Origin of the sequence: Komagataeibacter swingsii (assembly GCF_003207895.1) — a bacterium.
Classification (GTDB): domain Bacteria; phylum Pseudomonadota; class Alphaproteobacteria; order Acetobacterales; family Acetobacteraceae; genus Komagataeibacter; species Komagataeibacter swingsii.
Window position 1 is genome coordinate 25,668 of sequence record NZ_NKUB01000003.1, and the last position, 22,087, is coordinate 47,754.

Annotated in this window: 22 protein-coding genes; 8 read left to right on the forward strand and 14 right to left on the reverse strand. The window is 65.5% G+C overall.

Annotated elements, in window-relative coordinates:
* Positions 1–18 precede the first annotated feature (18 nt).
* From CFR76_RS03545 to CFR76_RS03560, 4 genes are all read left to right on the forward strand, one after another.
* Entirely contained in the window at positions 19–744 is a 726-nt protein-coding gene (locus CFR76_RS03545) for a 16S rRNA (uracil(1498)-N(3))-methyltransferase (RefSeq protein WP_110555880.1), read from the forward strand.
* A gap of 94 nt (positions 745–838) precedes the next feature.
* Positions 839–2,251 (forward strand): glutamate--cysteine ligase, encoded by a 1,413-nt coding sequence (locus CFR76_RS03550; RefSeq protein ID WP_110555881.1) that lies wholly within the window; start codon positions 839–841, stop codon positions 2,249–2,251.
* A gap of 144 nt (positions 2,252–2,395) precedes the next feature.
* Complete coding sequence (gene mbfA / locus CFR76_RS03555; protein WP_110555882.1) at positions 2,396–3,352, forward strand: iron exporter MbfA; 957 nt, start codon at positions 2,396–2,398, stop codon at positions 3,350–3,352.
* A 74-nt stretch (positions 3,353–3,426) separates the two neighbouring features.
* Positions 3,427–4,071, forward strand: a complete 645-nt coding sequence (locus CFR76_RS03560) for a LolA family protein (RefSeq protein WP_110555883.1) — start codon at positions 3,427–3,429, stop codon at positions 4,069–4,071.
* Positions 4,072–4,085: 14 nt separating this feature from the next.
* Here the strand turns inward: CFR76_RS03560 and rsmI are convergent, their stop codons facing one another.
* Positions 4,086–5,075 (reverse strand): 16S rRNA (cytidine(1402)-2'-O)-methyltransferase, encoded by a 990-nt coding sequence (gene rsmI / locus CFR76_RS03565; RefSeq protein ID WP_264986440.1) that lies wholly within the window; start codon positions 5,073–5,075, stop codon positions 4,086–4,088.
* A gap of 65 nt (positions 5,076–5,140) precedes the next feature.
* Between rsmI and CFR76_RS03570 the strand changes: the two genes are divergently transcribed.
* Positions 5,141–6,403, forward strand: coding sequence for a penicillin-binding protein activator (locus CFR76_RS03570; RefSeq protein ID WP_244191771.1), 1,263 nt, complete (start codon positions 5,141–5,143; stop codon positions 6,401–6,403).
* Between the two features lie 32 nt (positions 6,404–6,435).
* Here CFR76_RS03570 and CFR76_RS03575 read toward each other — a convergent pair whose 3' ends face one another.
* From CFR76_RS03575 to pdxH, 12 genes are all read right to left on the reverse strand, one after another.
* Positions 6,436–6,786, reverse strand: a complete 351-nt coding sequence (locus CFR76_RS03575) for a hypothetical protein (RefSeq protein ID WP_110555885.1) — start codon at positions 6,784–6,786, stop codon at positions 6,436–6,438.
* 160 nt (positions 6,787–6,946) lie between these two features.
* The gene (locus tag CFR76_RS03580) at positions 6,947–7,882 is read right to left on the reverse strand and encodes an LpxL/LpxP family acyltransferase (protein WP_110555886.1); all 936 of its coding nucleotides are present in this window, start codon (positions 7,880–7,882) and stop codon (positions 6,947–6,949) included.
* On the reverse strand, positions 7,879–8,865 hold the full coding sequence (lpxK, locus tag CFR76_RS03585) for a tetraacyldisaccharide 4'-kinase (protein WP_110555887.1): 987 nt from the start codon (positions 8,863–8,865) through the stop codon (positions 7,879–7,881). Before lpxK ends, CFR76_RS03580 begins: the two co-directional genes overlap by 4 nt.
* Complete coding sequence (locus CFR76_RS03590) at positions 8,865–10,199, reverse strand: 3-deoxy-D-manno-octulosonic acid transferase (RefSeq protein ID WP_244191772.1); 1,335 nt, start codon at positions 10,197–10,199, stop codon at positions 8,865–8,867. Before CFR76_RS03590 ends, lpxK begins: the two co-directional genes overlap by 1 nt.
* Positions 10,200–10,262: 63 nt before the next feature.
* Positions 10,263–10,754 (reverse strand): DUF934 domain-containing protein, encoded by a 492-nt coding sequence (locus tag CFR76_RS03595; protein ID WP_110555888.1) that lies wholly within the window; start codon positions 10,752–10,754, stop codon positions 10,263–10,265.
* Positions 10,741–12,429, reverse strand: coding sequence for a nitrite/sulfite reductase (locus CFR76_RS03600; RefSeq protein WP_110555889.1), 1,689 nt, complete (start codon positions 12,427–12,429; stop codon positions 10,741–10,743). The genes CFR76_RS03595 and CFR76_RS03600 overlap by 14 nt, the downstream gene beginning before the upstream one ends.
* The gene (locus tag CFR76_RS03605) at positions 12,419–12,748 is read right to left on the reverse strand and encodes a DUF2849 domain-containing protein (RefSeq protein WP_110555890.1); all 330 of its coding nucleotides are present in this window, start codon (positions 12,746–12,748) and stop codon (positions 12,419–12,421) included. Before CFR76_RS03605 ends, CFR76_RS03600 begins: the two co-directional genes overlap by 11 nt.
* 136 nt (positions 12,749–12,884) lie before the next feature.
* A complete protein-coding gene (cysC, locus tag CFR76_RS03610) occupies positions 12,885–14,771 on the reverse strand; it encodes an adenylyl-sulfate kinase (protein WP_110555891.1) in 1,887 nt (628 codons plus the stop codon).
* A gap of 25 nt (positions 14,772–14,796) precedes the next feature.
* The gene (gene cysD, locus CFR76_RS03615) at positions 14,797–15,591 is read right to left on the reverse strand and encodes a sulfate adenylyltransferase subunit CysD (protein WP_110555892.1); all 795 of its coding nucleotides are present in this window, start codon (positions 15,589–15,591) and stop codon (positions 14,797–14,799) included.
* Positions 15,592–15,671: 80 nt separating this feature from the next.
* Positions 15,672–16,364 carry a phosphoadenylyl-sulfate reductase gene (locus tag CFR76_RS03620; RefSeq protein ID WP_110555893.1) on the reverse strand — a complete coding sequence of 231 codons (693 nt, stop codon included), beginning with the start codon at positions 16,362–16,364 and terminating at the stop codon, positions 15,672–15,674.
* 168 nt (positions 16,365–16,532) lie between these two features.
* Entirely contained in the window at positions 16,533–17,414 is an 882-nt protein-coding gene (locus CFR76_RS03625; protein WP_110555894.1) for a universal stress protein, read from the reverse strand.
* A gap of 94 nt (positions 17,415–17,508) precedes the next feature.
* Complete coding sequence (gene pdxH, locus CFR76_RS03630) at positions 17,509–18,114, reverse strand: pyridoxamine 5'-phosphate oxidase (RefSeq protein WP_110555895.1); 606 nt, start codon at positions 18,112–18,114, stop codon at positions 17,509–17,511.
* 210 nt (positions 18,115–18,324) lie between these two features.
* Between pdxH and fabI the strand changes: the two genes are divergently transcribed.
* Both fabI and aroC read left to right on the forward strand, forming a co-directional pair.
* Positions 18,325–19,164, forward strand: a complete 840-nt coding sequence (fabI, locus tag CFR76_RS03635) for an enoyl-ACP reductase FabI (RefSeq protein WP_110555896.1) — start codon at positions 18,325–18,327, stop codon at positions 19,162–19,164.
* A gap of 19 nt (positions 19,165–19,183) precedes the next feature.
* On the forward strand, positions 19,184–20,275 hold the full coding sequence (gene aroC / locus CFR76_RS03640) for a chorismate synthase (protein WP_110555897.1): 1,092 nt from the start codon (positions 19,184–19,186) through the stop codon (positions 20,273–20,275).
* 226 nt (positions 20,276–20,501) lie between these two features.
* On the opposite strand, the gene CFR76_RS03645 is transcribed toward aroC, so the two are convergent.
* The gene (locus tag CFR76_RS03645) at positions 20,502–20,933 is read right to left on the reverse strand and encodes an OsmC family protein (protein WP_110555898.1); all 432 of its coding nucleotides are present in this window, start codon (positions 20,931–20,933) and stop codon (positions 20,502–20,504) included.
* Between the two features lie 275 nt (positions 20,934–21,208).
* On the opposite strand from CFR76_RS03645, the gene rpsB reads away from it, so the two are divergent.
* The gene (gene rpsB / locus CFR76_RS03650; RefSeq protein ID WP_110555899.1) at positions 21,209–21,994 is read left to right on the forward strand and encodes a 30S ribosomal protein S2; all 786 of its coding nucleotides are present in this window, start codon (positions 21,209–21,211) and stop codon (positions 21,992–21,994) included.
* Positions 21,995–22,087 lie beyond the last annotated feature (93 nt).

Genomic DNA, 22,087 nt, shown 5'->3' on the forward strand with positions numbered 1-22,087 from the left:
GAAAGGTTACCGTCAGGCATGAGGGATTGCCCGCGACTGTTCATTCCCCCCGGAACGATTGCCCCGATGGCGCATGACGCCATGCTGGACCTGGAAGCGGGACAGGCCCACTACCTTGGCGCCGTCCTGCGCCAGCAGGTGGGGGCGGCGGTCGCCCTGTTCAATGCGCGCGACGGGGAATGGCACGGCGTGATCGACCACCTGCGCCGCGACCGCTGCCGCATCCGGCTGGTGGAGCGGACTCGCGCGCCCGTGGCGACACGGGGGATGGGCCTGCTGTTCGCGCCGCTCAAGCGCGATGCGACCGAAACGGTCATCCGCATGGGCACCGAACTGGGGGTCACGCATTTTCGCCCGGTGGTGAGCGAACGCACCAACACCCACCGCATCAATGCCGCCCGTCTGGAAAGCATCGCGGTCGAGGCGGCCGAACAGTGCGAACGCCTTGACGTGCCCGCCATCGACCCATTGGCGGATCTGCCGGTGGTTCTGTCCCAATGGCCTGATGATGTGAGGCTTTTTGCAGCCCTTGAACGCAGTGACGCCCCGGTTGTTCCCACAGGGGCGCGATCAGGGGACTGCGTGCTGATCGGTCCCGAAGGGGGGTTTTCCCCGCGTGAACACGACATGCTGCGCGCGCGGCCGTTCGTGCGCCCCCTGTCGCTTGGGGACCTGGTGCTGCGGGCGGATACGGCGGCGGCGGCGGCGCTGGCCCTTGTCGGGGCCGGCCTCAAGGCCGTATGAGGGATGGGCCAATAATTACCTGCCCCCTCCGGCATGTGCGTTCAGCCTGTCGCCGGCGTTAATCTGACTGTCATTTGAGGATATTGCCCCCGCCATGTCGAATCCCGGCGCGCATAATTCAACCGTCATCGAATCATTTGACCAGATGGTCGCAATTCTGGCGGCTGGTGCCCGGCCCCGGTCCGAATGGCGGATCGGCACGGAACATGAAAAATTCGGCTTTGTCCGGCCCGACGCCGCAACGCCGGAACGCAGGGCGTGGACCTCGCCCCCGTACGCACCGCGGGGGATCGAGGACCTGCTGCGCGGGCTGGCGGCGGAGGAAGGCGGCAGGCGATGGGAAGAAATCATCGACCGTGGCGCGCTGATCGGCCTGAAGGGACAGGCGGATGCGAAAGGCGGTTCGATCTCGCTCGAACCGGGCGGGCAGTTTGAACTGTCCGGCGCGCCGCTGGCCTCCCTGCATGATACCGCGTGCGAAATGGACCGTCATTTCGCCGCCATCCGCCCGATCTGCGACCGGCTGGGCATCGGCTTCGCCCCGCTGGGGTTCCACCCCACCGCGCGGCGGTCCGATATTCCGTGGATGCCCAAGAGCCGTTACGCCATCATGCGCAACTACATGCCCAAGGTGGGCAAGCTGGGGCTGGACATGATGCTGCGGACCTGCACCGTGCAGGTCAACCTTGATTTCGGGTCGGAAGCGGACATGGCGCGCAAGATGCGGGTCTCGCTGGCGTTGCAGCCAGTGGCGACGGCGCTGTTCGCCAGTTCCCCGTTCTATGAGGGCCACCCCAACGGCTTCCTGTCCAACCGCGCGCGTGTCTGGACCGATACCGATAACGCGCGCGCGGGCATGCCGCGCCGCTTTATGGAAGATGGCTTCAGCTTTGCGACTTACGTGGACTGGCTGCTGGACGTACCGATGTATTTCGTCACGCGCGATGACCGGCTGATCGATGTCGCGGGCAGTTCGTTCCGGGACTGGCTGGCGGGACGCTGCCCGCCGGGGCTGGAGGGCACGCGGCCGACGATCGGTGATTTCGAGGACCACATGACCACCGCCTTCCCCGATGTGCGGCTCAAGCAGTTTCTGGAAATGCGGGGCGCGGATGCCGGGTCGCCCGCCATGATGCTGGCGCAGTCCGCGTTGTGGACCGGGCTTCTGTATGATGACGCCACCGTGCATGCCGCTGAAAGGCTGGTGCTGGAACATGGGTGGGATGACTATGTCGCCATTCGTGGCGCGGTGCCGCGCACCGGGCTGGATACGCCATGGGGACAGGGCACGCTGCGCCCGCTTGCCGCGCGCATGATCGAACTGGCGGCTGACGGGCTGCGCGCGCGTGCGATCCGAGACGCGCAGGGCCGTGACGAGACCCGCTTCCTTGCCCCCCTGCATGAAATTGCAGGCGGCGCCCCCACCCAGGCGGAAGCGTGGCTTGCGGCCTATCATGGCCGGTGGAAGGGTGACGTGACCCATATCTTTGCCGAAGCGGCTGTCTGATCCGGACGGGCCGGGTGTGTTTCCAGTAAATGTAATCGAGAAGCATAATCAGTTTCGGTTATTACTTTGGAAATACAACTGATAATTATTTTTAACTTTACAATATTCTTGAGATGACGGGGGAATTTATGCATAGACTGGATAATGCGTAAATTCTCGTCCCTGACCGATCAGGAAATCCTCGCGCTGGCCATCTCCAATGAGGAGGAAGACGGGCGCATCTACTCCGACTTCGCCTACGCATTGCGGGAAAAATATCCCGATACGTCCAGGATATTTACCGACATGTCGGTGGAGGAAGACACCCATCGCCGCGACCTGATCGACCTGTACGCCCGTCGGTTCGGCCCCCATATCCCGCTGATCCGCCGGCAGGACATCGCGGATTTCCTTGTGCGCAAGCCCGCATGGCAGGTCCAGACGCAAGGGATCGAGGCCGTGCGCCAGCATGCCCGCCAGATGGAAATGGATGCCGCGCGCTTCTACCGCCAGGCCGCGCTGCGCACCACCGATGCCGCCACGCGCAAGCTGCTGGGCGATCTGGCCCATGCCGAGGACCAGCACGAACAGGCCGCCAACGCCATAGAACTGGACCGCCTGCCCACCAGCAAGCGCGAAAGCGAGGACGAGGACGCCCGCCGCCGCTTCGTGCTGCAGGTTGTCCAGCCCGGCCTTGTGGGCCTGATGGACGGATCGGTGTCCACGCTGGCCCCCGTTTTCGCCGCCGCCTTCGCCACGCACCAGCCATGGAATGCCTTTCTTGTCGGCATGGCGGCGTCGGTGGGGGCGGGGATTTCCATGGGCTTTGCCGAGGCCCTGTCCGATGATGGCAAGCTGTCGGGCCGTGGCGCGCCACTGCTGCGCGGGCTGATATGCGGGCTTATGACCACGGCGGGGGGGATCGGCCATACGTTGCCGTTCCTGATCGACAATTTTTCCACCGCCATGATCGCCGCCGTGACCGTGGTGGTGATCGAACTGTTCGTGATTTCGTGGATACGCTGGCGGTATCAGGAAACGCCGTTCGGCTCGGCCATCGTGCAGATTGTCATCGGCGGGCTGCTGGTATTCGTGGCCGGCGTGCTGATTGGCAGTTCCTGATCCACCCACCTTGATCTTGCCCCGATGATGGGGCACCAGTGGGCGGGTACTCCCCGTATGGATCGTCCCGTATCATGAGATTTGCCCCTACCATCGCCGCCTGTGGACTGGCCTGCCTGCTTGCCGGTGGCGGTGCTGTGCCCACCGCCCATGCGCAGGAACAGATGGCCGTTGGCGCATCGGATCAGGATCATGCCCTGCTGGAACGCGTTGAGCGGCACCTGGATGCGATCAGCCTGCTCAAGGCCCGTTTCCGCCAGACGGCGCCCGATGGCAAGCAGAGCACCGGGACCGCGTGGATCGACCGGACGAATCGCCGCATGCGCTTCCAGTATGACCCGCCCAGCCCGCTGCTGCTGGTGGCCAACCACGATCAGGTCGTGTTCAACGACAGCCAACTGGACCAGACCACCACCATGCCCATGGACAAGACGCCGCTGGGCCTGCTGCTGCGTCCGCACCTGCAACTGTCGGGGGATGTGACGGTCACCGGCCTGACGCGTGAGGGCAATGTGCTGGAAATCACGGTCGTGCGCACCGATTCACCCGGTGATGGCAGCATGACGCTGATCTTCCACGATAGCCCGCTGCTGCTGCGCGGCTGGATCATTCAAGACGCCCAGCAGGAGACCACGCGTGTCGACCTGCTTGATGCCTCGACCGGCGGCCCCATGCCACCGGATTCGCTGTTCAGCACCGACCTGCCGGACAAGCACTGAGCCTGATCCAGCAGTTATGATCCGCGCGCCAGTTCCAGCGCGCGGGCATAGACGGTGCGCCGGGGCAGGCTGGTAATGGCCGCCACAAGGGCCGCCGCGTCCTTGACCGACAGGGTGCGCAGGGCCTCGCGCAATTGCGTATCCAGATCCATGGCCGTGCTGTCGCCCTGCAGGGGCGGGCCAAGCACCACGGTAATTTCGCCACGGGCCGGGTTGTCGGCGTAATGGGCGGCCAGTTCGGCCACGCTGCCCCGGCGCACTTCCTCAAACCGCTTGGTCAGTTCGCGCGCGACGGCGGCCGGGCGGTCGCCGCCCATGACATCGGCCAGCGTCGCCAGCATTTCCGCCAGCCGGTGCGGGGCCTCGTGCCAGATCAATGTGGCGGACAGGCCCGCGCATTCTGCCGCGTGCAACTGCGCCAGCACCTCGCGCCGCGCGGCCTCACGCGGGGGCAGGAAGCCCGAAAACATGAACGGATGCGGCGGCAGGCCGGACAGGGTCAGCGCCATGACCGCGGCATTGGGGCCGGGCACGGCGGTGACATGCCCGCCCGCCGCCACGACCGCGCGCACCAGGCGGTAGCCGGGATCGGACATGAGTGGCGTGCCCGCATCCGAAATCACCGCAATGCGCTGCCCCGCGCCCAGTGCGTCCAGCAGGGCGGGGATCTGCCGGTCCTCGTTATGGTCATGCAGCGGGCGGGTGCGGGTGTGGATGCCGTATTCCCGCAACAGCCGCGCGCTGGTGCGGGTATCCTCGCACAGGATCAGGTCAACGGATTCCAGCGTCGCCACCGCGCGGTGGCTCATGTCCCCCAGGTTGCCAATGGGCGTGGAAACAAGGACAAGTTCTCCCGGCCGGTGCACAACCGGAATGGATTCATCCGCGTTCCCTGCATGACGGGGGGGCGTTTCTCCGCTATGAACCGTTTCTGGGGGAATGTCCGTCGGATGTTCCGCGGCATGTTGAGATTTTGAAGGCGAGGAAGATGAGGCGTCAGACATTCGGAACCCAGATGCAAGGACAGGATGTTGATTCTGCCTCTTCGCGCCTTGCATGCAAGCGCTTATTGTTTGCCGGTCTCGCGCTGTCGGCCCTTACGGCATGCGCCAGCGGCGGCGGCCATCATGCCCCGAAGGCCGGGCGCAATGTGGGTGTCCTGCTGCCCCTGACCGGCGCGAATGCCCGGCTGGGCCAGGAAATGCTGACCGCCACCCGCATGGCCATGAACACCCCCACCGCGCCGCCGCTGGACGTGCATGACACCGCAGCCCCCGGCGGCACCGCCGCGACTGCGGCGCAGGCCGCTGTTTCGGCGGGGGACGGGCTGATCCTCGGGCCGCTGACCACGGATGAGACGGCTGCCGCCGCCCCCGTCGCCACTGCGGCGCATGTGCCCATGCTGGCCTTCACCAGTGACATGTCCGTAGCCCGGCCCGGTGTCTGGACACTGGGCATCGCCCCCGAACAGCAGGTGCGGCGCATGGTTCTGGCCGCGCGCCAGCAGGGACGGCAGCATTTTGCCGCCTTCCTGCCTGAAAACCGCCTGGGCCATGCGCTGGGGCAGGCGCTTCAGCTGGTCTGCGCGGAAAACGGGCTGCAATCCCCGCAGATCATGTACCATGAAAGCCTGCAGGCATCCGTCACCACGGGCCTGAAAACCCTGTCCGCCTATGATACCCGTGCCGCCGCCGTGGCCCAGCTCCAGCCCCAGCCGGATGCGCAGGCCGCGGCGCCGCAGGCCGATGCGGCCGTCGATCCCGCCAACCCCGATGGCGCGCCCCCGGCGGCGGCATCTGACCAGCCCGCGGCGCCTGCCGCCACACCGGATTTCCCCGCGCCGCCGTTTGATGCCCTGCTGCTGGGGGATACGGGGCTGCAACTGGGCATGGTCATCAACGCGCTGGTCGAGACGCATGTGGACGGCACGCATGTGCAGATCATGGGGCCGGGCCTGTGGGGCGCTTTCGCCACCAAGCTGTCGGCATTGCAGGGCGCATGGTACGCGGCCCCCGACCCGGCCAGCCGCCAGGCCTTCGTGCAGCAGTTCATGGCGCGGTATCACCATATGCCAACGCCGCTGGCGGACCTGACCTATGATTCGGCGGCCTTGGTCAAGGCGCTGGACCAGAACCGCCCCGCAGGCAGCGCCAATGGCTATTCCGTGCAGGCGCTGACCCGGCCGGAAGGCTTTGGCGGGGTCGATGGTGCTTTCGGTTTTCTTGAAGATGGCAAGACGCGGCGTGATCTTGCGGTGTTCCAGATCCTGCCATCCGGTGGCAGCAGGATCGTCATACCCCCCGCAGGCAAGCTGCGTCGCAGCGCCAATTAGGCGCGAAGGGGGATGCTAGGCGTCGCGGCCGTTCAGGCCGCGACAGTGGCCCCGCAGGACAGTACCGGGCGGATCGCATGCAGCGCGGCTTCAAAGCTGCGATAGGTTGCCAGCGGGCGTTCGCGGATCTGGTCGATCAGCACCCAGCCCATGCCCTTGCCATCGGGGCGAACCATGTAGGCGGGGTTTGCGTTCTCACGTACCCAGACCAGGACGTGTTCCATGTCGGGTTCATCATTTTCATCACGGTCGGTGATGTCCGCGTCACACAGGCCCATGCAGGCGCCGGCCTGCAGCCAGCGCATCAGGTATTCGCGGTGACGGGGCAGCAAGCCCTGCCGCAGGGAGACGACATTGGTGGCGTAAGCCTGCTGATCCATCATGTGCATTCCGTTGGCCCTCTGACTGTCGTGGTGTGACAATGTAGGAACAACGCTATTCCTGCATGGCAGCTTTGCCAAATTGAATTTGGGAATGAAAGCCGCAGAAACAGGCAGAAAGCTCACCCTGTGATAAAAAAGCAATAATATGTTGCAAAGATGATTACTTTTTAGGCTTCTTTTTAGGCAAATGCACATTCCATCGGCGGTGTAGCCATAGCCAACGACCGGGCCGCAGGCGGATGGTGCCTTCAATCCAGTCATTCACCATCTGGGTCAGGTCCATCTGGTCCTGCGCCCGGTTGCCGCTATCGGGCAGGTCAAGCGGGGGATGAACATGAATCCGCAGCCGCGCCGGCCCCAGGCGTTCGACATAGCCGGGTATCACCGGACAACGCAGCTTGATCGCCATGGCCGCCATGGCCCCCGCCGTCATGGCGGGCTGGCCGAAAAACCGGGCGGCGACGCCATCGTTCATTTTCTGGTCCACCAGCATGCCCAGATGGCCGCCCTTCAGGATATGGCCCAGCGCGCTGCGCGCGCCCTTCGCCCCCTTGGCGAACAGGGGAACCGGCTGCCCCATGGCCGCATCCCGCAGGTCGCACAGAATCCGGTCCACCAGCGGGTTGTTGGGCGCGCGGTAGAAGGACGAAAACGGCAGGCCGTACCGCGCCACGGCGGGCGGCAGCATTTCCCAGTTGCCGATATGCCCGGATACGAAAATGGTTGGGCCGCCGCGTCGCGCCTGTGCCGTCAGGTATTCTTCGCCCACCACGTCCCAGCCCGGGCCGCTGCCCGGATTGCGGGGCAGGGTGGCAAGGTGGGGGAACTCGCCTGCATTGCGGCCGATATTATCCCACATATCCACGATCACGCGGCGGCGCATGGCGGCGTCCAGTTCGGGCATGGCCATGCGCAGGTTGGCATCGGCAATGCGCGACACCGGCAGGCGTGGCCCCACCATGCGGCACAGGAAGCCCCCCAGGTTGGAGGCCCGCACCGGGCCAATGCGGCGGAATATCGCCAGCAGCCCGCGCACGAAGGCCGCTTCCAGATGCATCTGCCGCGTGGCGGGGCGTGAGGGGGGGGCAACTGTCATGCGTCGATCCTGCCCAGCCATAGGTCGAGTATGCGTTCGGGCATGGCGGGCGTGTCCCATGCCAGATGCACGCCGGCGGTCGTGACCTGCGCCCGCATGGCGGCGGGCAGGCGTACGGCGTCCTTTTCCGTTGTCACCAGGCGCGCATCCCATCGCGCGGCCAGCGCCAGCAGGTCGCGGCATTCCGTGGGGGTATAGGGATGATGGTCGGCAAACGCCATGCAGCGCAGGGGGGAAAGCCCCATGCTGGCCAGCCCGTCAAAGAACTTCGCAGGCCGCCCGATCCCGGCAAAGGCGACAAGGGGCCTGTCATGCGGCACGTTGCCCACGTCCTGTTGCAATGTGGCGGCAAAGCAGGGGGGGCCGTTTTCAATGCTGTCCAGAATGCCCTGCTGGTCCGCACCGATCACGACCACGCCGTCCGCGCGCGCCAGGCCGGCATGGACCGGCTCGCGCAGCGGCCCCGCAGGCAGGACCCGCCCGTTGCCGAACCCGGCCGCGCCATCCACGACCACCAGCGCAATATCCTGATGCAGCGTGGGATTCTGGAACCCGTCATCCATCAGCAGGCAGTCCGCCCCGTCCTGTATGGCCCGCCGGGCCGAAACCGCCCGGTCCGCACCGATATGACACGGTGCGACACGGGCCAGCAGCAGCGGTTCATCCCCTGCCTCGCGCGCTGTATGGCGGTCCGGGTCAACCCGTGTGCCTGCGGGCAGGTTGCCGCCATATCCCCGTGAAAGAAAGGCCGGTCGCCGCCCACGGGCAATGGCGCGTCGGGCGAGGTCAAGGGCAAGCGGTGTCTTGCCCGTGCCGCCCACCCCGATATTCCCGCAACACAGCACGGGCACTGGCGCGCGCCATCCGGTGTGCCTGAGCCGATGGGCGGTCGCCGCCGCGTACAGGAACGACAGGGGCGAGAGCAGGCGGGCGGCCCATCCCGGATGGGCGGGTGCATTCCACCAGAAGGCCGGGGTGCGCATCACCGTTGCCCCAATGCCAGAATTGCAAGGGCGACCTGCCGGGCAATGTCAGGATCGGACGGGGATGGATCAGGCGCCACAATGCTGTCCCGGCCGGGATGCCGCAGTTGCGCTATGACCCATGGCGCGATGTCCCGCGCGGTGCGCACGTTCTGGACGCGATCCCCCAGCCGGGCATAGGCCTGACGGAAATTACCGGTTTTCGGGCCGGTGGCAATCGGGCATCCCGCCCGTGCCGGTTCAATCGGGTTATGGCCGCCGCCCGTGCAGCCGGGCAGGCTGTTCCCCATGAAAACCGGCGCGCCAAGGGCAAAGAACAGTCCTGTTTCCCCCAATGTATCGCATATCCATATCCCGTCTTGCGTGGTGGGGAACTGCCCGGCCGCCCGGCGGGGTGGATGCGCCGCCAGTGCCGCGATAGCCGCCCCGCGTTCGGGATGGCGGGGAATGATGATGGTCAGCGCATCCGGCATGGCCTGGCGGATGATAATGCTGGCGGCAATGATATCGGCTTCCTCCCCCTGATGGGTGGAGGCGGCGACCCAGACCGGGCGACCGGCAAGATGGCGGTGGATCAGGTCAAGCTGTGCCGGGTCATAAGGCAGCGGGGCGGCGGCATCCTTCAGGTCGGCGACAAGGTCGATCCGCCTTGCGCCCCCCAGTCGCAGGCGGCGGCCATCTTCCGGGCTGCGCGCCATGATCCATGCAAAACCGGACAGCATGCGCCCCAGCAGGCAGCGCGCCTTGCCCCATCGGGCCAGTGACCGGTCCGACAGGCGTCCGTTAAGCAGCGCCAGCGGGATGCGCCGCCGCCTGCATGTCGCGATCAGGTTGGGCCAGAGTTCACTTTCCACCAGCGCCGCCGCATCGGGACGCCAGAAATCGACAAACCGCGTAACCCAGCGCGGCACGTCCAGCGGCGCGAACTGGTGCAGGACCCGTTCATGCCCGTCCATGCCCGGCAGGCGCGCCTGCACGATTTCGGCCCCTGTAACGGTGCCAGTTGTGACCAAAATATGATGGGACGGGCTGATGGCCAGAAGCTGGCCAATAACCGGCAGCACCGCAATGCTTTCGCCCACACTGGCCGCATGCAGCCAGACCAGCGGGCCGGGGGGACGGCCCATGCTGGCAACGCCACGGCGCTGGGGCAGGCTGGCCGGTGTTTCCCTGCCGCGTTTCAGGCGACGCGACAGGTTCAGGCGCAGGGCGGGGGCCAGCAGGCAGCCAATGCCCCACCATCCCGCGGCAAGGACGGCGGCACACAGGCGCGCGCCCGCCATGTCCGGGCGCGTCATATCCGTATCGGTGCCGAAAGCACGGTGATTGCGCATGTCCCTGCGGTAACACGCCCTGTCAGACGGGAAAAGGATGCAGGGCCTTTCCCCGTCATGCCGTCAGGACAGGAAGCGGCGCAGCCCCAGTCCCTGCCTGCGTTCATGCAGGACGGAGGGCTGATAGGCGACCGAGATGATTTCGTGCGCCTGCCGCCATACGCTTATGTCTTCCGCGCGTTCCGTCTGTACGGTGGTGATGCCACAGCGCAGCATGAACTCGTACTGGTCGGGCAGCGGCTTGCCCGTCGCCCGGATTTCCCCGGCGAATGACAGGTGTTCGCGCAGCGCGCGGGCCTGCGTGAAGGCACGCCCGTCGCGGAAGGTCGTGAACGTGACCGCCACCAGCCCAAGGCGCGGCAGGGCCGGGCGCAGCAGGGCGACATCCACATCCGGCCCGATGGCGACACCCAGCGGCGCATCACCCGCGCGCGCAAGGCCCTCTTCCAGCCGCGCGAAGGGTACGATCACTGCACCAGTTGCGGGAATGGGCGCGTCCCCGGTTACCGTGGCCCAGGTGTCATCCTTGATGTGGCCATTCTCAAGCAGGGGCATAGACGGCGTCCTTGAAGCTGGCGGCGCCAAGACGCCGGTAGGTATCGATAAACTGCTCGTCACCCTGACGCAGCACCAGATAGGTGTCGATCAGGCGCGCGATGGCGTCGACCGTCTCGTCCTCCGGCAGGGCCGGGCCGATGATCTGGCCAATCGCCACGTCATTGGCCGCCGAGCCGCCAAGGGTCAACTGGAAGAATTCCTCGCCGCGCTTGTCCACCCCAAGGATGCCGATATGGCCCGCATGGTGATGGCCGCAGGCGTTGATGCAGCCCGAGATGTTGATATGCAGCCTGCCAATGCGTTCCTGCAGTTCCGGATCGGCGAAGCGGGCGCTGAGTTTCTGCGCGATGGGAATGGACCGCGCATTGGCCAGCGAGCAGTAATCCAGCCCGGGGCAGGCGATGATATCGCCCACCAGCCCGATATTGGGCGTGCCCAGACCGGCGGCGACCAGCCGGGTCCACAGGTCGCGCAGGCGGTCCTTGCGCACATGGCCCAGCACCACGTTCTGCATGTGGGTGACGCGGATTTCACCAAACGACCAGCCATCGGCCAGTTCGGCGATCAGGTCCATCTGGTCCGCCGTGACATCGCCGGGGATGCCGCCATCGGGCTTGATGGAAATGACGGCGCTTATGAAACCGTCATTGCGGTGCGGGTGGGTGTTGGTGCGCACCCAGCGGTCAAAGGCCGGGTCGGCCTTGCGATCGGCGGCAAGCGTCTGCGCCGCATCCGCCGGGGCCACCAGTTCGGGAATGCCGAAACGCGCGCGGATGCCCTCGACAATGGCGGGGTCAAGGCGGTAATCCGCGCGGTCCATCAGCGCGAATTCCGCATCGACCTTTTCACGGAACGCTTCAAGGCCAAGCGCCTGCACCAGGATCTTGATCCGGGCCTTGTACATGTTGTCGCGGCGGCCATAGGCGTTGTACACGCGCACGATGGCCTCAAGGTAGGCGACAAGGTCCTCTTCGGGCAGGTTGTCGCGCAACTGCACGCCAATGATCGGCGTGCGGCCAAGCCCGCCGCCCACGAACACGTCAAACACCGGGCGGCCCTGTGGGCCGGGGCGGGCGACCAGCCCGATGTCATGGAAGCGGGCCGCCACGCGGTCATGCGGGCTGCCGCTGATCGCGATCTTGAACTTGCGCGGCAGGAACGAGAATTCCGGGTGCAGCGTGGACCACTGGCGCAGGACCTCGGCATGGATGCGCGGGTCCAGCAGTTCATCGGCGGCGGCGCCCGCGAATTCGTCGCACGTCACGTTGCGGATGCAGTTGCCGCTGGTCTGGATGGCGTGCATGTCCACGCCCGCCAGGTGTTCAAGGATATCAGGCGTATCCTCCAGCCTGATCCAGTTGAACTGCATGTTCTGGCGCGTGGTGAAATGCCCGTAATCGCGGTCATAGGTGCGCGCGATATGGGCCAGCATGCGCATCTGGTCAGACCCCATCATGCCATAGGGCACGGCCACCCGCAGCATGTAGGCATGAAGCTGCAGGTACAGGCCGTTCATCAGGCGCAGCGGCTTGAATTCATCCTCGCTCAGGTCGCCCGCAATGCGGCGGTTGACCTGTTCGCGGAACTGCGCCACGCGCTGGGACAGGAAGGTGCGGTCCACCTGGTCATAGGCATACCGGCCAACCGGCAGGGTCGCGGTGTCAGTGGACATCGGATGTCTCCACGGGGGCAAAATCAGGGTGGACGCTTGGCCCGAACGCACGGATGCGCTCACGTACCGTAAGTGGCGACAGGCCGGCCGCCGCAGGGTCAAGCTGCACGCCATAGATGCCCACCAGTTTGCGGGCGTCCGGCGCGGCCTTGGCCTGCTCTATCGCGCCTTCGATATCCGCATTGTCGAAAACACGGGCATGCCCGATATGTTCCGACCATCCCTGCTGCGTCAGCCAGACAATGCGGCCATCAAGCAGGCGGTTGGCGGTAATGACGCTGGCGCCGGTCGTATCCCGGCGGTTGTTCCTGACATCCACTTGTGAACCGATCCTTTCCAGACAACAGGCGATATGCCGTGACTGGTACAAAAAGGCGCCGGACATGTAAACCGGCGCCCGTAACCTAAATCCGGTCCTGCGTGGGTCGGGCAGATCCTGCCCGACCCCACCGATATCAGGACGTCTGGCGCTGTGCCGCCCCGTCAAGGCGGGTTTCCTCGCCAATGAAGGCGGCGAGGCGCGCTGCGGTCTCGTCGCTCGATGCATTGGCCGTTTCCAGCCGCAGGTCGGGCTTCACGGGTGCTTCATACGGCGCGTCGATGCCGGTGAAGCCTGCGATCTTGCCCGCGCGCGCCGCGGCGTACAGGCCCTTGGGGTCACGCTGTTCACACGTGGCCTGCGGCGTGTCGATGAAGATTTCATGGAAACCCTCACCCACGATCTGGCGTGCCAGCTCGCGGTCCGTAATGGTGGGCGAGATCAGGGCGACGATCACGACCTGTCCGCTTTCCGCAAGGATGCGGGCCACGGCGGCGGCGCGGCGCACGTTTTCACGACGGTCCGCTTCGGAAAAGCCAAGGTCCGAACACAGGCCCGCGCGCAGCGTGTCCCCATCCAGAACCGAAACATCAACCCCGCGCGCGAACAGGCGTGTTTCCGCCCCGCGCGCCAGCGTGCTCTTGCCCGCGCCCGGCAGGCCGGTCATCCAGAACACGCCGCCACGATGGCCCTTCGCCTGCGCGCGGTCCCATACCGATACGGCGCTGCCGGTCGGGTGGATGGCGTTGCGGCCGGCGACGCTTTCGGCAATCCCGATCAGCGGCGCGCCACCGACGATCTGCTGGTTACGGTCCACCAGCACGCCGCGCCCGTCCGACGTGCCCGGCACGAACGCGTCGAACAGCATGGTTTCGGACACCGCCAGCGTGATTTCGGCAAAGCCTTCGGGCGGCACTTCCTCGGCGGGGTGCTCGGTCAGGTCTTCCAGGCGCACCACGGAATCAATGGCCGCCACCGTGACCTGGTGTTCCGCCGTGGCAAGGCGCAGCTTGAAGCTTTCGCCCACGCGCAGCGGTTCCTGGCGCAGCCAGAACAGGCGCGTGCGGATGCGCGCCGCACGCAGGGGGGCGGCGGATGCGGGATACAGGAAGTCGCCCCGGTCGGGAATGACATCGGGTTCCAGCGTCACGGCCACGGACTGGCCCGCGATGGCGGCCACCTGTGGGGCGGTGTGCCAGCTTTCGATGGTGGCGATGCGCGCGCGCGCGCCATGCACGCCGATCACTACCTCGTCGCCGACGCGGATGCGGCCACGTTCGATGCGCCCCACGACAATGCGCTTGGTGTCGAAGCGGTAGACATCCTGCACCGGCAGGCGCAGCGGCAGGTCGGCGCGTGAGGAGGGCGCGGGAACGGCGGCCAGCGCCTCGGTCAGGGTCGGCCCCTTGTACCACGGCATCCTGTCCGAACGCGACGCCATGTTGTCGCCTTCACGCGCGGAGGCGGGGACGAACACCGTCGGCTCGATTTCAAGCTGGTGCAGCAGGGCGGTGATGTCGCGTTCGGCCGCTTCGATCTTCTTCTGGTCGTAATTGAGGATATCGACCTTGTTCATCAGCACGATGACATGGCGGATGCCGATCAGGCGCAGCAGCATGGCGTGGCGGCGGGTCTGTTCCTGCGCGCCTTCGTTCGCGTCAACCACCAGCACCGCGGCTTCGGCGTCGGCCGCGCCGGTAATCATGTTGCGCAGGAACTGGCGGTGGCCCGGCGCATCCACGATCACGAACTGGCGCGTGCCCAGTTTGAAGGGGATGCGCGTGGAATCAACGGTAACGCCCTGGTCACGTTCGATCTGCAGGCTGTCGAGCAGGAAGCTCCATTCAACTGTAAGCCCGCGCTTCTTGCTGGATTCAATGATCTGCGCGACACGGCCTTCGGGCAGGCTGTCGGTATCATACAGCAGGCGGCCGATCAGGGTGGACTTGCCATGGTCGACATGGCCCACGATTACGATGGGGGTGGCGGCGTCCTGCGGGGCAGGGGTCGGGATTGTACTCATTATGATATAACTCCGTCCTGTCCGATCAGAGGTAGCCGGCCACGCGCAGGCGCTCGAACGCATCTTCCGATTCATGGTCCATGGCGCGTCCGGCGCGTTCGGACGTGCGTGACGTTTCCAGTTCCGCGATCACTTCCGCCACGGTCGAGGCATTGCTTTCCACCGGGCTGGTGATGTCCTGGTCCCCCAGCGAGCGGTAGCGCTTGCCGTCCTTTGCGAAATACAGGTCGACCAGCGGGATGCCCTCGCGCTCGATATAGCGCCAGATGTCGATCTCACGCCATGCCAGCAGGGGATGGACGCGCACATGCATGCCGGGTTCGTGCGGGGTGGCGAACTGGTCCCAGAATTCGGGCGGCTGGTTGCGCACGTCCCACTTGTGGCCGGCGCCCCGGGGGCTGAACACGCGTTCCTTGGCGCGGGTGGCCTGTTCGTCGCGGCGGATGCCCGCGATCACGCCCGCCAGCTTGTACTTGTCGATCATCGCGGCAAGCCCTGCCGTCTTGCGCGCGGCGGAACGCGCGGCAGGCGGCAGGGTGGGGTCGATGTCTTCCACCGGCGGGCAGTCGCCCAGCAGCAGTTCAAGGTTCCACTTCTTGGTATATTCATCGCGGAATTTGTACATTTCCGGGAATTTCTTGCCGGTATCGACATGCATGACCGGGAACGGCACGTTGCCAAGGAACGCCTTGCGCGCCAGCCACAGCATGACGTTGGAATCCTTGCCCAGCGACCACAGCATCGCCAGCGGCTTCAGCTTCCGGTAGGCTTCGCGCAGGATGAAGATGCTCTGGGCCTCTAGTTGGTCGAGATCGTCCATGGAATTACAGACCTTCCGTAACAGGAAAGAAAACAAAGGAAACTGGCGGCCTCAGCCCGGCCGGTGTGGTGGGGTCCGCCTCAGGACGCCTTGCGGACATGGATACCACATTCCGTCTTGCTCTGCCCGGCCCATCGGCCCTGGCGCGGGTCCTCGCCCTCGGCCACGGGGCGCGTGCAGGGCGCGCACCCGATGGAGGGATAGCCCCGCAGCGTCAGCGGGTGGCGCGGCAGGTTGCGGCGCGTCATTTCGGCGTCCAGTTCACGTGGGGTCCAGCTTATCAGCGGGTTGATCTTGATCTTGCCGCCGGGCGCGTCCTCCACCACCGTCAGGTCCTGCCGGGTCGCGGCCTGCGTGCGCTTGCGGCCCGTGATCCACGCATCGAAGGGGATCATGGCCTCGTCCAGTGGCTCGACCTTGCGCAATGCGCAGCAGGCATCGGGGTCGAAGGCCCAGAGCTGGCCTTCGGGGTCGCGGCGTTCGATCTGGCGGGGGGCGGGGTGCAGGTCGCGCACGTCGCGCAGGCCCAGCACGCGGGCCAGTTCCTGCCGGTAGGCCAGCGTTTCGGGGAAATGCTGCCCCGTTTCAAGGAACAGGACCGGCACGGCGGGATCGATTTCGGCCGCCAGCGCCAGCATGACGGCAGATTCGGCCCCGAAGGATGAAACCAGCGCAATACGTCCGCGCAGCCGCGTCAGGGCAACACGAAGCACGTCGGAGGCATTTTCCCCCGCCTGCTTCAGTTCTGCCATAATGTCCGCATTGATGCGCATAATCTCCCCCAGGCCGGATTTTACACTAGGCTACGGCGTTCTTTTCCCCGCCACACCTAATCCCCGCGCTTTGTAAAATCAAGGCGTGGCCCGGCATTTACACATAATAATACGCATATTCCGTGACGGGGATACGAATGTTGCGGGATAGGACGGCGGCTGTGGTCCTCAGCGGCTCATGATAATGATAATATCGCTGTTTTCCAGCATGTGGCGCGTGACACCACCCAGAATCATCTGGCGCAGGCGGGAGTGGGAATACGCCCCCATCACCATCATGTCGGCACCCAGCGTATGGGCCATGCCCAGCATGTCCTCGCCCACCGGGCGGGAATCACTACCGAATTCGTGAATATTGGCCATGACGCCATGCAGGGACAGAAATGACCGTACATGCCGGGCTTCGGGGCCGGGGCGCTGGTAGGCGGGGCTGTGCAGGATATGCACCGCTTCCGCGCGCTTCAGCAGCGGCAGGGCGTGGTGGATGGCGGATGCGGCTTCCGACGTGCCGTTCCAGCCGATGCAGATGCGCCTGCCGAGGGCCGGCGGGGCCACGGGCGGCACGATCACGACCCCGCGCCCGCTTTCGAACAGGACGGCATGCAGGGTATCGGATGAGGAGACATCCCCTTCCGGGTTGGGCTGGCGCAGGACCACGATGTCGGACAGGCGCGCCTGAAAGGAGACGACGCTGCGGGTATGGCCATTATGGGCGATGAAGCTGGCGGACAGGCCATGCATGCCAACCGGCGAAAGGGGGGAGTCCACCGCCACGACCGGGATCTGTTCGCGGGTGGCGAACGCATCGAACAGCCCGCGCACGGCATTGAGGCGCGCGGCGCTTTCCTTGAGCGCGGATGCGATCATGTCCTGCACCATGGCGCCGGACAGGCCCTCGCCCACCAGGGGGCCGACTTCCTGCATGTCGGTGCCCACATGCAGCACGGCCAGATGCGCGTCGAACATGCGTGCCATCGCGCCGCCAACGTCCAGCGCGCTTTCCGCGTGGCTTACCCCGGCCAATGGCAACAATATCCTGCGTATGCACATGCCCCGCCTCCTGATCCGTTCATGGGGCGCGCGGTCCGTCTGGCGGGTGCGACACGCCCCTTAAGGAATGAAAACGGATCAGGTGGCGCTAAGTTCAGGGGTAAAGGCGCTCCGTCGCCCAGCCATCGGCCGTCCGGTCCCATACGGCGCGGTCATGCAGGCGGTAGGGGCGGTCCTGCCAGAATTCGAAATGCCGCGGCACGACGCGAAAGCCGCTCCAGTTGGCGGGGCGGGGGATGACGGCGTCGGGACCGAGGTAGCGGGCTTCGAGTTCCGCCACCGCCTTCTCGAACACGGCGCGGTCGGGCAGGGGGTGGGACTGGTCCGATGCAATCGCGCCCAGGCGGGAGATGCGGCTGCGGCTGGCGAAATAGGCGTCGGCCTCGGCCGGGGTCACGGGTTCCACCGCGCCCTCGATGCGGATCTGGCGGCGGATGCTTTTCCAGTGGAACAGCAGGGCGGCGTGCGGGTTGGCCGCAAGCTCGGCCGCCTTGCGGCTGTTGAGGTTGGTATAGAACACGAAGCCCCGCCGGTCCGCACCCTTGAGCAGGATCATCCGCACCGAAGGCCGCCCGTCAGCCGTGGCCGTGGCCAGCGCCATGGCGTTCGGGTCGTTGGGTTCGTGCGCTGTCGCGTCACGCATCCATGCGTCAAACAGGTCGAACGGGTCGGCGTCAAGGTCGATCAGGGGAAGGGTCATGGGGTCGGGGTTCCGTAACGCTGCATGCCTGGTACCGGCCTGCGCCGGGTGTGGCCGGGGCAGGGATACGAAACATATGGAAACATAAGGTAAGTTACCAAGTGACGATTATTGGCTACAATTACCGCAATCGGCATCTTGTCCAAAACGGCAGCTTGTGCAACCACGAGGCCGAAATTTCATCCGTCATTTACCATTAAGGATACCAGCATGTCAGACGGCGCGCCCAAAATCGCCATCAAGGGTTCATTGATGAAAGGCAAGCGGGGCCTCGTCATGGGTGTTGCGAATGACCGCTCCATCGCATGGGGCATCGCGCGCGCCGTGGCCGAGCAGGGGGGCGAGCTTGCCTTTACCTACCAGGGCGAGGCGCTGGGCAAGCGCGTGCGCCCGCTGGCTGAAACCGTGGGGTCGACGCTGGTGCTGCCGTGTGACGTGACCGATGACGCGGCCATGGACGCGACCTTCGCCACGATCGAGAAGGCATGGGGCAAGATCGACTTCCTTGTCCACGCCATTGGCTGGGCGGATAAGCAGTTCCTGCGCGGGCGGTATGTCGACACGCCGCGTGACGCCTTCCTCAAGGCGATGGACATTTCGTGCTATTCCTTCACCGCCGTCGCCCGGCGGGCGGCCGCCATCATGAACCCCGGCGGGTCACTGCTGACGCTGACCTATCTGGGGGCCGAGCGCGTCATGCCGCATTACAACGTGATGGGCGTGGCCAAGGCGGCGCTGGAGGCGTCGGTGCGCTACATGGCGGTTGACCTTGGCGGTGACGGCATCCGCGTCAACGGCATTTCCGCAGGCCCGGTCATGACGCTGGCGGCCAACGGCATTGGCGATTTCCGCTATATCCTGAAGTGGAACCAGTACAACTCCCCGCTGGAACGCAACGTCTCGCTGGAGGAAGTGGGCGGTGCGGGCCTGTACATGCTGTCCGACCTGTCCGGTGGCGTTACGGGTGAAATCCACCACGTTGATTCCGGCTACCATATTGTCGGCATGAAGAACCCCACCGCGCCGGATATCACGGTCGCGGGCAACTGATCGCGGGAATCCTGCCCCCATGTCGTACAATACCTTCGGCCACCTGTTCCGCGTCACCACGTGGGGTGAAAGCCATGGCCCGGCCATTGGCTGCGTGATTGACGGCTGCCCGCCGCGTGTCCCGCTGGATGTGGCGGATATCCAGCCCTGGCTGGACCGCCGCAGGCCCGGACAGTCGAAATTCACCACCCAGCGGCAGGAAGCCGACCAGGTCGAGATCCTGTCCGGTGTGTTCGAGGGCAGGACGACCGGCACCCCGATTTCGCTGGTCATTCGCAATACCGACCAGCGTTCGCGTGATTATGGCGATATCGCAACCCGTTACCGTCCCGGCCATGCCGATGTCGCCTATGACATGAAATACGGCATCCGCGACTATCGCGGTGGCGGGCGGTCGTCGGCGCGGGAGACGGCCATGCGCGTGGCGGCGGGGGCCGTGGCGCGCAAGGTGCTGGGGGACATGGTCAGCATCCGTGGCGCGCTGGTGCAGGTCGGGCCGCATGCGGTCGATCGCGCGCGGATGGACTGGGAGATCGTGAATGACAATCCCCTGTTCTGCCCGGATGCAACGATGCTGCCGGTATGGGAAGGCTACCTTGCCGATATCCGCAGGAAGGGATCGTCCATTGGTGCCGTGATCGAGGTCGTGGCCGAAGGCGTGCCGCCCGGACTGGGCGCGCCGATCTATGGCAAGCTGGATTCCGACCTCGCCATGGCGCTGATGAGCATCAATGCCGTCAAGGGCGTGGAGATCGGGGAAGGGTTTGCCTCCGCCTGCCTGACAGGGGAAGAAAACGCGGACCCGATGCGCATGGAAAATGGCCGGGTCCGGTTCGCGTCCAACCATGCCGGTGGCGTGCTGGGCGGCATTTCCACCGGGCAGCCGGTCGTGGCCCGTTTTGCGGTCAAGCCGACCAGTTCGATCCTGACCCCCGTGCCCTCCGTCACGCGCGAAGGGGAGAACGTGGATGTCATGACCAAAGGCAGGCATGACCCCTGTGTCGGCATCCGCGCCGTGCCGGTGGGGGAAGCGATGATGGCCTGCGTCCTGGCCGATCACCTGCTGCGCCACCGGGGGCAGGTGGGCAGCCACGACCCCGTGGTCCTGTAAGGGTTCGGGTCGCTTCATGCGGCCCGTCCTGTCTTTGCGGCCTGCCCGCAGGACATCCTGCTGGGTCCGGAAGGCTTCGAGGCAGCGTGTCGCCGATAATTTTGTGGGCGGTCATGCCATGATGCTGCCGGAAGCGGATGGCAGGCCGAACCCATGTATTGAACCCGTGTATTTCATGGCCATGGCTGGCGCGGGCGGCGGGCGCCGTCCCGCGCCAGCCATCGGGTCAGCCTTTCAGCTTCGCCTCCAGCGTGATCGTCGCGTTGAACAGTTTCGAGACCGGGCAGCCCGCTTTCGCCTTTTCCGCCAGTTCCCTGAACTGCGCTTCGGTCGCGCCGGGAATTTCGGCTTCCAATGTCAGTTTCGCGTGGGTGATGGCGAAGCCCTCGCCCTGCTTGTCCAGCACGATTTCGGATTTCGCATCCAGTGATTTTGCCGTAAGGCCCGCGCCGCCAAGGATGCCCGACAGCGCCATGGCGAAGCACGCGGCGTGGGCCGCGCCCAGCAGTTCCTCGGGGTTGGTGCCGGGCTTGCCCTCGAAACGGGTGTTGAAGCCGTAGGGCTGGTTCTTCAGCGACCCGCTCTGGGTCGAGATTTCGCCCTTGCCGTCCTTCAGGCCGCCTGACCAGTGTGCCGTCGCAAATTTCGTGATCGCCATTACGCCTTGATCCCTGTTTTCATGTTGCAATGCGGGCGTCATGCCCGCCGTGGATGATAGCCACCCCGCGCAGGGGGCAACCACCCCGCTTGCGAAAAGTTGCATCACGATGGCCGCCGGGCCATCTGCGCCCTTGCAATATGCGCCCAAAACAGCCATATCCCGCCACGGCCCCACGTTGGGGCCAATTCGCACGTGAAGCCAATACCTCTGGTGTCCTTGAAAGACAGGGCGTGCTTCACGGAGGATAAACCAGACACAAGGATTTAGCCGACATGGCGATGCCTGAATTCACAATGCGCCAACTGCTTGAAGCCGGCGTGCATTTCGGTCACCACACCCGCCGCTGGAACCCGCGCATGGCGCCGTACCTGTTTGGCGTGCGCAACCAGGTCCACATCATCGACCTGCAGCAGACCGTTCCCATGCTGGACCGTGCGCTCAAGGCGATCCGTGACACCGTGGCCGGTGGCGGCCGCGTTCTGTTCGTCGGCACCAAGCGCGCGGCGGCCGACCAGGTGGCCGAAGCCGCCAAGCGTTGCGGCCAGTACTACGTCAACCACCGCTGGCTGGGCGGCATGCTGACGAACTGGAAGACCATCACCGGTTCGATCAAGCGCCTGCGCGGCATTGACGAAATGCTGGAAAACGGCACCCAGGGCCTGACCAAGAAGGAAGTCCTGGACATCACCCGCGACCGTGAGAAGCTGGAGCGTTCGCTGGGCGGGATCAAGGAAATGGGCGGCCTGCCGGACATCCTGTTCGTAATCGACACGAACAAGGAAAAGCTGGCGGTTGAAGAAGCCAACAAGCTGGGCATCCCGGTCGTGGCCGTGCTGGACAGCAACTCCGACCCGCGTGGCGTGACCTACCCGATCCCGGGCAATGATGACGCCATCCGCGCCATTGCCCTGTATTGCGAACTGGTTTCGTCCGCTGTCCTCGACGGCATCTCCGCCGAGCTGGGCGCATCGGGCGAGGACTTCGGCGCGTCCGAGGAACTGCCGATCGACCCCGCCGTGGAAACGGCCGTGACGGAAGCCGCCGCAAGCGCGGAATGAAAATGGGCGCCGGGGCAGGCTGAAACACGCCACCCGGCGTAACTGACACAGCAAGGGCACGCCCTGCAGCGATGCGGGGCGTGCGCCTGTCGT